Source organism: Deinococcus radiodurans R1 = ATCC 13939 = DSM 20539 (assembly GCF_000008565.1).
GTDB lineage: Bacteria > Deinococcota > Deinococci > Deinococcales > Deinococcaceae > Deinococcus > Deinococcus radiodurans.
The window spans coordinates 2,325,255-2,338,960 of record NC_001263.1; the positions used below are offsets into that span (position 1 = coordinate 2,325,255).

14 protein-coding genes are annotated in these 13,706 nt (G+C 69.2%); 11 read left to right on the top strand and 3 right to left on the bottom strand.

Annotated elements, in window-relative coordinates:
- The first annotated feature begins 27 nt into the window (after positions 1-27).
- From DR_RS11965 to DR_RS12000, 8 genes are all read left to right on the top strand, one after another.
- A complete protein-coding gene (locus DR_RS11965; RefSeq protein WP_010888953.1) occupies positions 28-690 on the top strand; it encodes a response regulator transcription factor in 663 nt (220 codons plus the stop codon).
- A 13-nt stretch (positions 691-703) separates the two neighbouring features.
- On the top strand, positions 704-2,212 hold the full coding sequence (locus tag DR_RS11970) for a sensor histidine kinase (protein ID WP_010888954.1): 1,509 nt from the start codon (positions 704-706) through the stop codon (positions 2,210-2,212).
- 359 nt (positions 2,213-2,571) lie between these two features.
- Complete coding sequence (locus DR_RS11975; protein WP_034350521.1) at positions 2,572-3,369, top strand: nucleotidyltransferase family protein; 798 nt, start codon at positions 2,572-2,574, stop codon at positions 3,367-3,369.
- 234 nt (positions 3,370-3,603) lie between these two features.
- Complete coding sequence (locus DR_RS11980; protein WP_027480082.1) at positions 3,604-3,840, top strand: ferredoxin; 237 nt, start codon at positions 3,604-3,606, stop codon at positions 3,838-3,840.
- A gap of 133 nt (positions 3,841-3,973) precedes the next feature.
- Positions 3,974-4,735: a metallophosphoesterase family protein gene (locus tag DR_RS11985; RefSeq protein ID WP_010888957.1), complete on the top strand. Its 762-nt coding sequence runs from the start codon at positions 3,974-3,976 to the stop codon at positions 4,733-4,735.
- Positions 4,732-5,697, top strand: coding sequence for a DNA polymerase III subunit (locus DR_RS11990; protein WP_010888958.1), 966 nt, complete (start codon positions 4,732-4,734; stop codon positions 5,695-5,697). The genes DR_RS11985 and DR_RS11990 overlap by 4 nt, the downstream gene beginning before the upstream one ends.
- A gap of 60 nt (positions 5,698-5,757) precedes the next feature.
- Complete coding sequence (locus DR_RS11995; RefSeq protein ID WP_010888959.1) at positions 5,758-6,969, top strand: NADH:flavin oxidoreductase/NADH oxidase family protein; 1,212 nt, start codon at positions 5,758-5,760, stop codon at positions 6,967-6,969.
- A 62-nt stretch (positions 6,970-7,031) separates the two neighbouring features.
- The gene (locus DR_RS12000) at positions 7,032-8,192 is read left to right on the top strand and encodes a GNAT family N-acetyltransferase (RefSeq protein ID WP_010888960.1); all 1,161 of its coding nucleotides are present in this window, start codon (positions 7,032-7,034) and stop codon (positions 8,190-8,192) included.
- On the opposite strand, the gene DR_RS12005 is transcribed toward DR_RS12000, so the two are convergent.
- The 3 genes from DR_RS12005 to DR_RS12015 form a co-directional block, all read right to left on the bottom strand.
- Positions 8,193-8,873 (bottom strand): DsbA family oxidoreductase, encoded by a 681-nt coding sequence (locus DR_RS12005; protein WP_010888961.1) that lies wholly within the window; start codon positions 8,871-8,873, stop codon positions 8,193-8,195.
- A gap of 158 nt (positions 8,874-9,031) precedes the next feature.
- On the bottom strand, positions 9,032-9,994 hold the full coding sequence (locus DR_RS12010) for a potassium channel family protein (RefSeq protein ID WP_010888962.1): 963 nt from the start codon (positions 9,992-9,994) through the stop codon (positions 9,032-9,034).
- On the bottom strand, positions 9,991-10,488 hold the full coding sequence (locus DR_RS12015; RefSeq protein ID WP_010888963.1) for a hypothetical protein: 498 nt from the start codon (positions 10,486-10,488) through the stop codon (positions 9,991-9,993). The genes DR_RS12010 and DR_RS12015 overlap by 4 nt, the downstream gene beginning before the upstream one ends.
- 140 nt (positions 10,489-10,628) lie before the next feature.
- On the opposite strand from DR_RS12015, the gene DR_RS12020 reads away from it, so the two are divergent.
- The 3 genes from DR_RS12020 to recA are packed head-to-tail and all read left to right on the top strand — an operon-like array spanning position 10,629 to position 13,632.
- On the top strand, positions 10,629-11,843 hold the full coding sequence (locus tag DR_RS12020; protein ID WP_010888964.1) for a CinA family nicotinamide mononucleotide deamidase-related protein: 1,215 nt from the start codon (positions 10,629-10,631) through the stop codon (positions 11,841-11,843).
- Positions 11,840-12,544: an RNA 2',3'-cyclic phosphodiesterase gene (thpR, locus tag DR_RS12025; RefSeq protein WP_010888965.1), complete on the top strand. Its 705-nt coding sequence runs from the start codon at positions 11,840-11,842 to the stop codon at positions 12,542-12,544. The genes DR_RS12020 and thpR overlap by 4 nt, the downstream gene beginning before the upstream one ends.
- Complete coding sequence (gene recA / locus DR_RS12030; RefSeq protein ID WP_010888966.1) at positions 12,541-13,632, top strand: recombinase RecA; 1,092 nt, start codon at positions 12,541-12,543, stop codon at positions 13,630-13,632. The genes thpR and recA overlap by 4 nt, the downstream gene beginning before the upstream one ends.
- The last annotated feature ends 74 nt before the right edge of the window (positions 13,633-13,706 follow it).

The following is a 13,706-nucleotide window of genomic DNA, read 5'->3' on the forward strand; positions in this document are numbered from 1 at the left end:
TTAACCGTTTGCTCCTAGACTGCCCCCATGCGCCTGCTGCTCGTCGAGGACGACCCCCGCATTGCCGAACCCACCGCCGCCGCCCTGCGTGAAGCCGGGTACGCGGTGACCTGGGCGCAAACGGGGCCGGAGGGCTTAGAGGCGGCGATGCTCGGCGAGTTTCCGCTGGTCGTCCTCGACGTGATGCTGCCGGGCCTGGACGGTTTCGAGATTGCCGGGCAGCTGCGCGAGGCGGAGGTGGACTCGCCCATCCTGTTTCTGACGGCGCGGGGCGAGGTGAGTGACCGGGTGCAGGGACTCGACCTCGGCGGCGACGCTTACCTCGTCAAGCCGTTTGCCATGCCTGAACTGCTCGCGCAGCTGCGCGCACTCACCCGGCGCGAACGGGGGCAGAGTGCGCCGCGCGTGAGCTTCGCCGGGGGGCGCGGCGGGCTGGATACGGTAGCGCGCACCGTGACCTGGGACGGGCAGGAAGTCGCCGTGACCGGGCGCGAGTACGAGCTGCTCAGCGCCCTGGCCCTGGCGCCCGAGCGCTGGCTGACGCGTGAGGAACTGCTCGACCGGGTGTGGGGGCCGGAGTTCGGGGGCGAGGCCCGCATCGTGGACGTGTACGTGCGCTACCTGCGGCGCAAACTGGCGCCCGAGGCCATCAGCAGCGAGCGGGGCCGGGGCTACCGGACCGAGAAGTGAACCGGACGGGCAAGTGAAGCTCTCGCTGCGTGCGCGCTGGGCGCTGTGGTCAGGGCTGGCGACGGGGCTGGCCGCCGTGCTGGTGGCGGCGGGCCTGTTTTTCGCCGTCAGCGGGTTGCTGCAACAGGCGCAGTACGACCGCGCCCTTGCGGCGGCGCGGACGGCGGGCGACCGCATCGAAGACCTCATTCGGCAGCGGCGCGACGACCCGCTCGACCTGCGGGGCCGCGACCACGACCACGACGCGCCCGAGTTTAATCCGCTCGATGTCCTCAGTGGCCGCGTCACGATTACGGCGGCGGACCTCGAACGGGCGGCGCAGGGCGGTGGGCCGGGTGCTCAGCCCACGGGCCTGGAACTGCGGCTGACGGTGCCCCAGAACCCGGCGAGTCAGAGTTCAGACGACGCCCCTGCACCCGGCTCACAAACCTGGGCCGCCGTGCAGACGGCGCGCTTTCCGGCGGGGGTGGCGGCGGGGCTCGCCCCCGGCATCTACCGGCGGGGCGACCTGCTGCTGGTGGTGCGCCCCCTGCGCGGCGGGGCGCGGCTCACGGCGGCGCAGGACGTGCAGGTGCTCGGCGCGGCGCGTGAGGCGTTCGGGCGGGCGCTGGCGTGGCTGCTGCCCGCCGCACTGCTGCTCGCGCTCGGGCTGGGTTGGTGGGTGGCGGGGCGGCTGCTGCGCCCAGTGCAGGCACTCGAAGGCGCAGCGCAGGCCATCGGCAGCGGGGGCGACCTGCGAACGCCGCTGCCGGGGGCGGGCGCGGGCGACGAACTCGCGCGGCTGGCGCTCACCTTGCAGCAGAGTTTCGGACGGCTCGCCGACTCGCGCGAGCGTGAGCAGGCTTTTCTGCGCGCCGCTGCCCACGACCTGCGCAGCCCGCTCGCCGCCCTGCAAGCGCGAGTGGACGGCACCCTGGCCCGCGAACGCGACCCCGAGCGCTACCAGCACGACCTGCGCGAACTTGGGCGCGACCTGACCCGGCTCTCTACCCTCGCCAACCACCTGCTGCTGCTCGCGCGTGACCCCTCGGCGCTCGCCCGCGCTCCGGTGCCGCTGCGCGACCTCGCCGCCGACGCGGTGGACCGGGCCCGCGAACTCGACCCGCTCGCCGACGTGGACCTGCTCCCCTGCCCGCCGCTGACGGTGCAGGGAGACCGGGTGCTGCTCGGCCAGGCCATCTGGAACCTGACCGCCAACGCAGTGCGGCACGCGCCGGAAGCGACGGTCACAGTGCGCGTTTCGCAAGGCGGTCCCTGGGCGCGCGTCACCGTACAGGACGATGGCCCCGGCGTGTCGCCCGAAGTGCTGGCCAAGCTCGGAGAAGCCTTTTACCGCCCCAGCGAGAGCCGCAGTGGAGACGGGCACGGCCTGGGGCTGGCCCTCGCCCGCCGCGCCGCCGAGTTGCACGGCGGAGAGTTGCAGCTGAGCAGCGCACCGGGCCAGGGCTTCTGCGCCGAGCTGGTGCTGCCGCTCTCTGGAATGGAACCGGCGGGCAGAGAACCGGAGCATGTGACGCCATGAAGACCCCTCATACGGCTTTAATCCGATTCCCGAACATCCGAAAGAGGCGCCGGATGCCCGTCCATCTCCTTAAAACCGTATTTTTTCCATGCGCTCCGCGCAAAATTGTGCCCGGACATGTCCGGGACTCAATTTGAAACCGTATGAGTCAAAGAAAATACGGAGCTGAGCGGCGCGGAAGGGGTGGCGGCGCTTCTCCGACATCTCTGAAGAAGAGTTCAGCTCCGTATCAAACAGCGCAGGGCAATTCTTTTGTCAACGGCTCTTGGCGAGCAGACTGGGCGCTGAACAGACTGGGCGCTGCGCCGACTCACAGCAAACCGGGTCTCCCCCGCCGCGCGCTTGCTACCCTGCGTGCCATGTCCCTTCCTGCGCAGGCCGCCCCCCACTGGAACGCTGTCGTCCTGGGAGGCGGCGACCCCGGCGACCCGTTTGCCGCCGCGCACGGGGCGAAGGTCAAGGCGCTGATCGAGCTGGCGGGCGAACCGCTGGGTCTGCACGTCCTGCGCGCGCTGCGGGAAAGTGGCCGGGTGGAGCGGGTGGCCTACGTGGGGCCGACCACGCCCGAGATGGACGCGCTGATCGACGAGCGCGTGACCGACGCGGGCAGCCTGCTCGCCAACCTGGAAGCCGGGGTGCGGGCGCTGCCGGGCGGCGAGCGGGCGGCGCGGGTGCTGGTGGTCACCGCCGACATTCCACTCGTGACGGCGGAGCAACTGCGCGACGTGCTCGACCAGGCCGCGCAGCAGTCGCCGGACGCTGGCCTCATCTACCCGGTGGTGCGGCGCGAGGCGTGCGACGCCGCGTTTCCGGGCGTCAAGCGCACGTATGTCAAGGTGCGCGACGGGACGTTTACCGGCGGCAACCTCTTTTTGCTCGACCCGCGCCTCATCGGTCAGTTTTTGCCCCGGCTGCGCGAGGTGCTTGCGGCGCGCAAAGCCCCGCTCAAACTTGCCGGCATCATCGGGCCGTCGGTGCTGCTGCGGCTGCTGACGGGGCGGCTGGACGTGGCGACGCTGGAACGCAAGGTGAGCGAGATTCTGGGCGTGGAGGCGCGGGCGCTCATCACCCCGCACGCCGCCATCGGCACCGACATCGACAAGGACAGCGACCTTGAACTCGCGCGGCAGGTGCTCGGCCCGCGTTCCCCCGCCTAGAGCATTTGACAAAATGATGCCGTGTGAGTTTGACCCTCTACCTTGATGGGACTCGTAGAGCTGCAAAGCAGAGAGGGCCTCGCGCAGCGATGGGTGAGGGTGTCTTTTTCTGTCAACTGCTCTAAACCTGAGCTTCACACTCAGATTTTCGCCGGTCTGGACGCACACTTTCGCCTGTCCTGCCGGGCGGCGCCTGCCCTTGCCATGCCCAGGCGGGCTGTGCATACTGTCCCCATGCCCCATGTGATCACCAGCCCCTGCATCGGCGTGAAGGACCAGGCCTGCACCGAAGTCTGCCCCGTGGAATGCATCTACGAGGGCGGCGAGCAGTTTTTCATCCACCCCGACGAGTGCATCGACTGCGGCGCCTGCGTGCCCGCCTGCCCGGTCAGCGCGATTTTCCCCGAAGAAGACGTGCCGGACGGCGAGCAGGACTTCATCGTGAAAAACAGCGCCCACTTCGGGCTGTAAACCTCTTTTTCTTTCAACACTGTTGTCAGTACAGCTCCAGGCACGCTTCCGGGCGTGCTTTTTTGTGGCTCCGGCAGTAACACCCCCAAGCGCGAGCTGGGTTACGGCGCCTCCGGGCGGCCTGGGGGCTATCATGGCGTTTGTGCGGCTGCTGCTGCTTTCTGATATCCACGCCAACCTGACGGCTCTCCAAGCGGTAATGGAGGACGCCGAACGTCGTCGTTATGACCAGATTGTCCACCTGGGCGACGCGCTCGGCTACGGCCCGCATCCCCACGACGTGCTGGAAGTGCTGCGCGACCTCGACGCCAAATGCATCGTGGGCAACCACGACCAGATGCTGCTCGAATACGCCGACGGCACCCGGCCCTACAAGGAAAGCACGGTGGCCTCGGTGCTCAAGTGGCAACTCGGGCGCCTGACCGAGCGCGACCTGCGCTGGGTGCGCGATTGGCGCGACGGCATCGACGACCCTGACGTGGGCGCGCGCTACCGCCACGGCACCCCGACCAGCCTCGACGAGTACATGGACTCGGTGCCCGCCGCCCGCGACGCCTTCGCGCAGTGGCAGGGGATGCTGGCCTTCGTGGGCCACACCCATGTGCCGGCGGTGTACGCCACGCTCAACGCTCCGGTGGGCGACTGGATCAAAGGCCACACCCTGAGCGACACGACCACTTACCTGGTGCCGCCGCGCGCCCGCGTGATTCTCAACCCTGGCAGCGTGGGCCAGCCGCGCGACCACGACCCACGCGCCAGCTACGCGATTTTCGACACGGCGCGCTCGGCGTTCGAGGTCTTCCGGGTGCCCTACGACGTGGCCCGCACCCAGGCCGCCATCCGCGAGGCGGGGCTGCCCGAGGTGCTCGCGGCGCGGCTCGCCGTCGGCAAATGACCGCGCCCAGCAGTCCGGCACCTGCGCTGGCCGCTGCGGCGCTGCACGGCCCGCTGCTTGAACAAACCGGCAGCTTCGGCGGCAACGCGCTGCTGCTCTCCGGCCCGGCGCGGGTGGGCAAGCTCGACCTCGCCTACGCGATTGCCGCGCAGCACAATTGCAGCGGCCCACGCGGCATGTACGGCGAGGCGTGCGGGCAATGTCCCTCGTGCCGCGCCCTGCAAGCCGGCGCGCACCCCGATGTGCTGCGGCTCGAGCCCCGCGCGACGACGAGCACCGGCAAGGCGGCCAGAAAACGCATCATTCCCATCGGCGCGGTGCTGGAAAGCCGCGACACGGGGCGCGAGTACGAGACGCACGTCTACGAGTTTCTGGAAGTTCGACCTACCTTCGAGCGGCGGGTGGTCATCGTGGCGGGGGCCGAGTACCTCAACCCGCAGGCGGCGAACGCACTGCTCAAGCTGGTGGAGGAGCCGCCGCACCGCGCCCTGTTTCTCTTTCTGGCCGAGGACCTGCGCTCGGTATTGCCCACCATCGTCAGCCGCAGCGCCCGCCTGAGCGTGGTGCCGGCGAGCGACACGGCCATGTCGCGTGCGCTTATTCAGTCGGGGCAGGAGGCCGACGAGGAACTGCTCGCCTTCGCCGCCGGACGCGCCCGCGTGCTGAGCGAGGCCGAGGCGGTCCGCGCCGCGCTGGCAGACGCCCGTACGCTGACCACCGCCCTGGAAGACGGCCTGCTGACCGCGCTGGACGCCGCCGCCGCGCTGGAAAAGCGCTGGGATCCGACCTGGCACCCCGAGGCCCTGCGCTTCGCCTGGCGTGAGCGACTGCCGCAGCAACGTGCCCGCGCCGACCTCGCGCTGAGTGCCCTGGAAGCGGCGCTGGAAGCCTACGCCAACCCCGCGCTGAGTTTTCAGGTTTTTGCGCTGGCACTGCGCGAGGCGTTCGGGGAAAGCCGCTAGGGGGCCGCCACCGCCCTGACCGTCCTGCGGCCCGCCACGCTCTGCTCTACTCTGCCCGGCATGACCGTGACCCGCCCCCTGACGCTGCCCTGCGGCGTGACCATCAAAAACCGCCTGCTCAAGGGTGCCATGAGCGAGGCGCTGGGCACCCGCGACCACGCTCCCCGGCCCGAGCTGCCCGCGCTGTATGCCCGCTGGGCGCGGGGAGGCACCGGCATTTTGCTGACCGGCAACGTGATGGTGGACGCCCGCGCTCTGGGTGAACCCGGCAACGTGGTGCTGGAAGACGAGCGGCACCTCGCCGAGTTCCACACCTGGGCGGTACAGGGCAGCCGGGACGGCGCCGCGCTGTGGCTGCAACTCAACCATCCCGGCAAGCAGGCGCCGCGTGGTCTGAATGCGGGCGGCACGGTGGCCCCGAGTGCGCTGCCCTACCCCGGCAGCATGGCCCGCGCCTTCGAGATGCCGCGCGCGCTGACGGTGCCCGAGATTCACGACCTGACCGCCCGCTTTGCCCGCTCGGCGCGGCTGGCGCAGCGGGCGGGCTTCGGTGGCGTGCAACTCCACGCGGCGCACGGCTACCTGCTGTCGCAGTTCCTCTCGCCCCGGCACAACGTGCGGGAAGACGAGTACGGCGGCAGCCTGGAGAACCGGATGCGTTTTCTGCTGGAGACCTTCGACGCGGTGCGCGCGGCGGTGGGGCCACACTTCCCGGTCAGCGTGAAACTCAACTCTTCCGATTTCGTGCGCGGTGGCTTTTCGGAGGACGACAGCCTGGCGGTGGTGGCGGCGCTGGGGGCGCGGGGCTGCGACCTGATTGAGATTTCGGGCGGCACCTACGAGAAGCCGATGATGATGCTCGGCCAGGGCGAACGCGGCGGCTTCTTCGCTGATTTCGCGGGCCGGGCGCGGGCGGCGGCGGGCGTGCCGCTGTGCGTGACCGGCGGCTTTCGTGACGCCGCAACCATTCGGCAGACGCTGGCAAGCGGGGCCGCCGACGTGGTGGGCCTGGGCCGCCCGCTGGTCGCCGATCCCGCCTTTAGCGCCCGCATGCTGCGCGGCGAGGACGTGAGCAGCGAGGTGCGCCCGCTGAAAACGGGCATCGGCCTGCTCGACGGCAGCGGCTACCTGGAAATCGCCTGGTATGAGGACGCCATGCGGCGGCTCGCGCGGGGAGAACAGGTCCGGGCCGGGGAGGCGCCGCTGCTCGCGCTGGCCCGTAGCGCGGCGGAAACTGGCCTGGGCTCGGTGCTCAGGCGGCGCCGGGCGTAGGCCGCCAGCTTTAAGCCAGTTGACCGATTCGGCCCCCGGCCCCCGCGTGCTATGACCGGCGCATGTCCAGCATCGACCTCGGCGGCGATTATCACGCCCGGCCCATTTCCCCGTCCGAGTACCGGAAGGTGATGACCCGGCTGGAAGACCGGGTGTTCGGCGGCAATTGGGACTACCGCTTTGACCCGCCCACCAAAGCGCCACCCCCGCCCGGCGAGGAGTTCGCCTGGGGTCTGTTTCACGGCGCGGAGCCCGTCGGCTGGAGCTACGCCACGCAGCGGGGCGACCGCACCGTGTACATGGCCGACACCGGCATCCTGCCCGAGCACCAGGGCCGGGGCCTGTATACCCGCTTGCTGCCGCACCTGCTCGCGGCGTTCCGGGCGGCGGGGTACACGCTGGTGCAAAGCCACCACCGGGCGACGAACAACCGCGTCATCATTCCCAAGCTGCGGGCCGGGTTCTTCATTCAGGGCCTTGACCTCTACGCCCACGGTCTGAATGCGGCGCTGACCCTCTCGCTGGACGACACCTACCGGGACGCGCAGCAGGTCCGCAGCGGCTTCCGGCAACCGGGAGCGGAGGCGGCGCGGCGGCTGGGGGTGCGGGTGTTGCCCACGTTGTCAGAGTCGGAGCCCACATCACAGCCAGCCTTGCCTGAAGGAACGGGGCCGGACCTTGACCTCGGAGGCGGCTACGCGCTGCGCTCGGTGGACTTCGTGCAGGCGGTCGGCATCATGACGGCTTTGGAAAGCCGAGCCTACGACACCGTGTCCTTCGACTGGCAGGGAAACGCCCCTTTTTCGCCGCCGCAGGGCGAGCGCTACGCCTGGCTCATCCTGTACGGCGACGCCATTGCAGGCTGGCAGATTTCGCGGCAGTGGGACAGCCGCACGGCGTACATGGTCAACACGGCGCTGCTGCCGGAACACCGGGGCCGGGGCGTCTACAGCCGCCTGCTGCCCCTCGTGCTGGGGCAACTGCGTGACGCGGGCTATCAACTTATTCGCAGCCACCACCACGCGACGAACAACGCGGTCTTGATTCCCAAACTCCGCGCCGGATTCCGCTTGCAGGGCCTGGAAGTGGATTATCACGGCGTCATGGCGGTGCTGATCTGCCCGCTGGACGAGGTGTACGCCGAGTACATGGATCTTCGGAGCGGCCTCAAGCGCCCGGCTGGGGAAGCGGCGCGGCGCATCGGGCTGGCAGAAGACGACTAATCAGCCCTTCTTGGGCACCGGACGACGAATCGTCGCCACCCGCGCCTCGCTGCGGAGCGTGCTGGTAAAGAGGTTCCAGAGGTCGCGCGCCGCCTGCGGGTCACGGGTCAACTCCTCGAACTTGAAGTAGGCCACGTCACCGCCGCCGAGGTCGAAAGTCGGGGTGCCGAATACGCCGAGCGCCGCTGCCGCCTCCAGGTCGGCCCGCAGCTCACGGCGCAGACCAGCTTCGTCCTGACGGTCCTGCTTCCACTGGGAGAGGTCCAGCCCCGCTCGTGTGGCGGCGTCCTGAAAAGCAGCTTCGTCAAGGTCCCGCTTGTCCTCATGGTGCAGCCGGAACAGCGCGAGGGCAAAGGCCCAGCTTTTTTCTTCCCCCTGGCGGGCGGCGGCGTGGGCAGCCAGAAACGCGTTCAGGCTGGGGCGCTGGTACTTCATGTAACCGCTGCCCCCCTCGGCGCCCAGCGGCTGGTCGGTCAGCCACCACTGCACCGTCTCCTGGTCCTTGTTCTGCGGGTGGTTGCCCTGCACCAGCGAGAAGTGCCGCAGGCGAAAGCCCTCGCCGCTGCCGCGCAGGACGTGGGCCATCTCCACGCCGCGCCAGGCGTAGGGGCAGAGGAAATCGAAGTAGAGGTCGGTCGGCTGCGCGTCGGTGGGCTGCGCGTCGGTAGGCTGCGGGGTCATGAGCTGACGCTAGCACCTGCCGCCCGGCCCGCTGTCATGTTTCAGGCTTAGAGCATTTGACAGAAAAAGACACCCTCACCCCTCGCTGCGCGAGACCCTCTCCCATCAAGGTAGAGGGTCAAAACCAGAACGCATCATTTTGTCAAATGCTCTAGGGTTCAAGACCGCCGCTCTACCGCTTCGACCTCGGCGGCGGCCCCGGCGACCAGCACGGTGTCGCCGGCCTGCAACACTTCCTGGGGGCGGCCCCGCAGCGCCTGCCCCCCGCGCCAGACGGCGACCACCAGCGCCCCGGTGCTGCGGCCCAGATGTTCGACGGTTTGCCCCACCAGCGCGGCGGGCACGTCCAGTTCGCGCACAGTGAAATGCTCGCTGCTCACGTCGCCGGAGAGCAGCCGGGCGAGGTGCGGCGCCAGCATCATCCCGGCGATGCGGTTGCCGCTGAGCTGATACGGATTGACCCCCTCGTCGGCCCCGGCGCGGCGCATCTTGCGGGCCGCCGACTCGTCGCTGGCGCGGGCAATGACGCGCAGGCCAGGATTCAGACCTTTGGCCGAGAGCACCACGTACAGGTTGGCGGGGTCGCTGCTCAGCACCGACACCAGCGCGGCGGCGTGTTCGATGCCGGCGCGGCGCAGCACGTCCTCGTCGGTCGCGTCGCCGACCAGGGTGTAGAGCCCGTGCGCCTCCGCCCATTCGAGGTGCGCGGGGCGCTGGTCGATGACGACCACGGTGCGCCCGGCCCCGCGCAGCGCGGTGGCGACGGCCTCGCCCACCTGCCCGTAGCCGCAGACGATGGTGTGTTCACGCAGACTCAGCACTTTTTTCTCCTTGCGCCGCCGCTGGGCGTCGGGGTCGGTCACGGAGCGCAGCACATACTCGGCGAGCAGCGTCAGCAGGTACAGCATCAGCCCGATGCCGAAGAGCATCAGCAGAATGGAAAACGCCTTGCCCGCCGGCGAGAGCGGGTGCACTTCGCCAAAGCCCACGGTGGTGAGCACCATTTCCGTCATGTAGAGGCAGTCGAGCCAGCTCCACCCCTCGGTCAGTCGGTAGCCCAGCGAGCCGAACGCCAGCAGCCCCAGCAGCAGGCCAGAGAGCAGCAGCGGCGAGCGGTTCACCGCCCAAGTGTAGAAAACTTTCGCTCCCCGGCGTGTCCCAGGAGCAGCAGGGCGCCGAGCACACAGCAAAGAAACAGGCCCCGGTTCACGTCGCCATCCAGTTGAGCGGAGAGGAGTTCATCGAAAGGACCGTGCCGGTTGCCGTAAAGCTGCGGCAGAACACCAGAAAAAAAGAGCGCGAAGAACAGCGGCAACACCGCAACGGCCAGCCAGGGCCAGCGCCGAACGGTCCAGCAAGTCAGCCCCGCCGCGCAGGCCAACAGGGCCACGGTCTGAAGGATAAAAGCCTCCATCACAGCGGCGTGACCGGGCACCCGCACCGCCGACACCTGCGCCTCGTGCACGAAACCGCTCAACGAATAAGCCGGCAAGGCGAGCGCCAGCCCCGCCGCCACCAAGCTCCAGCCGCGCCTGCGGGTGCCCAGCCAGCCGAGCGCGAACCCCAGGAGCAGCGGCACAAAGAGCAGCGCCAGGAAAACGAGAAACACCAGCATGATCGCAAGGTAGGCTGCTCCGCGCACTGGGGCGTCCGCCGAAAGGTGCAGCGCGCCTCACCTTCCCTTGACCCATCCCATTCAGGGCCGCACCCTGTAGACACTGGTTACGTCCTCCCATATACTCCGGTGAGGTTGTTATGCTGCTAGCAGAAATCATCAGTGTGGGCACGGAACTGCTGTTTGGAGAAATCGTGGACAGCAATGCCGCTTTTCTGGCCCGCGAACTGGGCGAACGGGGCGTCACGCTGCACCGCAAAACGGTGCTCGGCGACAACCTGGGCCGGGTGTCGGAGGGCCTTGCGCTGGCGCTCTCGCGCGCCGACCTGGTCATCGTGGGCGGCGGCCTGGGCCCCACCGACGACGACCTGACGCGCGAGGCGATTGCGGCGGTCATGCAGGAGACGCCCGCCGAAGACCCCGAGCTGCTCGCGTGGCTGCGCGGCCTGTACGAGGCGCGGGGCCGCGTGATGCCCGAGGTCAACCGCAAGCAGGCGTGGCTGATTCCGAGTGCCGAGGCGCTGCCCAACCCGGTCGGCACCGCGCCCGGCTGGTTCGTGCGCCGCCAGACCGAGCAGGGCGAGAAAATCATCGTGGCGCTGCCCGGCCCGCCGCGCGAGATGCACAAGATGTGGCGCGAGCAGGTGCTGCCGCGTTTGCCGCTGCCGGGCCGCGCCCTCGTCCACACGACGATTCACACCCAGGGCATCGGCGAGAGCAACGTGGCCGAGATTCTGGGCGAGCTGACCCGGCAGGCGAACCCCAGCGTGGCGACGTATTTCCGCAAGACCGGCGTGGACGTGCGCGTGGCGGCGAGCGCGGACACGGAGGCCGAAGCCCGCGCCCTGCTCGCCCCCGTGCTGGACGACGTGCGCGGCAAACTCGCCCGCTGGACCTGGGGTGAGGACGGCCAAACGCTGGCGGGCGCGGTGGGCCAGCAGTTGGCCGGACGGACCCTGGGCGTCATCGAAGCCGGGAGCGCAGGTGCCCTGTCGCTGCTGCTCGCCGACGAACCGGCCTTCCACGACGCCGCCGTGACGCAGGACCACCGCCGCCTGATTACGCTGGGCCTGACGCCGGTGACCCTTAAGGAAGCGGGACTGGTCAGCGAACAGGCCGCCCGCGAACTCGCCGCCGGAGCGCGTGAACACCTCGCCTCCGACGTGGGCCTGAGCGTGGTCGTCGGCGTGACGGGCGAGCGGGCGGGTCAGGCCTACGCCGCGCTCGACACCGGCACCCTGCAAAAGACCGTCACCGTCAACTGGCCCGGCGACCCCGAGCAGGTCCGCGAGCGCGCGGCGGTGGCGGCCCTCGGGCTCGCCTTCCGGGCGCTGGCGGCAGGGGGTGAGGGATGAACAAGCCCGAAAAAAAGCCGGGGAGCAGGGCCGCTCAGGCCGGGGCGCGGCCCTCTCGCCCGGCGGCCCCCCGCAAGCAGCCGGGCCGGGAGTCGGAACACCAACCGTCCACCTACCGTCTGTTTTACGCCCTGCGCGTGCCCGCCGACATCACCGCGCCGCTCGCCGAGGCGCAGGCCAAACTGCGCGGCAACTGGCGAGCGGTGCGGCCCGACCAGATGCACGTCACCCTCTCGTACCTGCCCGCCGTGCCGCCCGAACGGGTGGAAGACCTCAAGCGCCTCGGCACCCGGCTCACGCAGGACCTGCCACCGCTGCACGTCAACCTGCGTGGCACTGGCTACTTCCCGAACGAGGGCAGCCCGCGCGTCTGGTTCGTCAAGACCGAGGCCGAGGGCCTGACCGAACTCGCGGAAAACCTGCGGGCCGGCATCCGTGAGCTGGGCATCGGCACCGACGACCTCGCGTTCAAGGCGCACATCACCCTCGCCCGCAAGAAGGGGCCCGCGCCCCGCCTCCCTCCCCTCATTTTCGACCAGAGCTGGACGGCCCCAGGACTGACGCTTTACCGCTCGATCCTGCGTAAGACCGGCCCGATCTACGAAGTTCAGAGCACGTTCCGTTTCCGGGGGTCAGCTTCCCAGACCTCCGCCGAATCCGCCCCCACTGCTGCGCCGAGCGCGCCCCAGGAGCACCCATGAGCAAGGACGCCACCAAAGAAATCTCCGCCCCCACCGACGCCAAGGAACGCAGCAAGGCCATCGAAACAGCCATGAGCCAGATCGAAAAGGCCTTCGGCAAGGGCTCGATCATGAAACTGGGCGCCGAGAGCAAACTCGACGTGCAGGTCGTCAGCACCGGCAGCCTCAGCCTTGACCTCGCACTGGGCGTGGGCGGCATTCCGCGTGGCCGCATCACCGAGATCTACGGCCCCGAGTCGGGCGGCAAGACCACCCTGGCCCTCGCCATCGTCGCGCAGGCCCAGAAAGCGGGCGGCACCTGTGCGTTTATCGACGCCGAGCACGCGCTCGACCCGGTGTACGCCCGCGCCCTGGGCGTGAACACCGACGAACTGCTGGTGTCGCAGCCCGACAACGGCGAGCAGGCGCTCGAAATCATGGAACTGCTGGTGCGTTCGGGCGCGATTGATGTGGTGGTCGTGGACTCGGTGGCTGCTCTGACCCCCCGCGCCGAAATCGAGGGCGACATGGGCGACAGCCTGCCCGGTCTTCAGGCCCGCCTGATGTCGCAGGCGCTGCGCAAGCTGACGGCGATTCTCTCCAAGACCGGCACCGCCGCCATCTTCATCAACCAGGTTCGCGAGAAAATCGGCGTGATGTACGGCAACCCCGAAACCACCACCGGGGGCCGGGCGCTGAAGTTCTACGCCAGCGTGCGCCTCGACGTGCGTAAGATCGGCCAGCCCACCAAGGTCGGCAACGACGCGGTCGCCAACACCGTCAAGATCAAGACCGTGAAGAACAAGGTCGCCGCCCCCTTCAAGGAAGTCGAACTCGCGCTGGTCTACGGCAAGGGCTTCGACCAGCTCAGCGACCTCGTGGGCCTGGCCGCCGACATGGACATCATCAAGAAGGCCGGCAGCTTCTACTCCTACGGCGACGAGCGCATCGGCCAGGGCAAGGAAAAGACCATCGCCTACATCGCCGAGCGCCCCGAGATGGAGCAGGAAATCCGCGACCGCGTGATGGCCGCCATCCGCGCGGGCAACGCGGGCGAAGCACCGGCCCTGGCCCCCGCGCCTGCCGCGCCCGAAGCCGCCGAAGCGTAAACCTCCTCTTGCTGCGTGCCCCCCGTCTGGGGGGTTTTGTTTTCTCTGCGCCTTTTGGCGGATGCGCGGCGCGT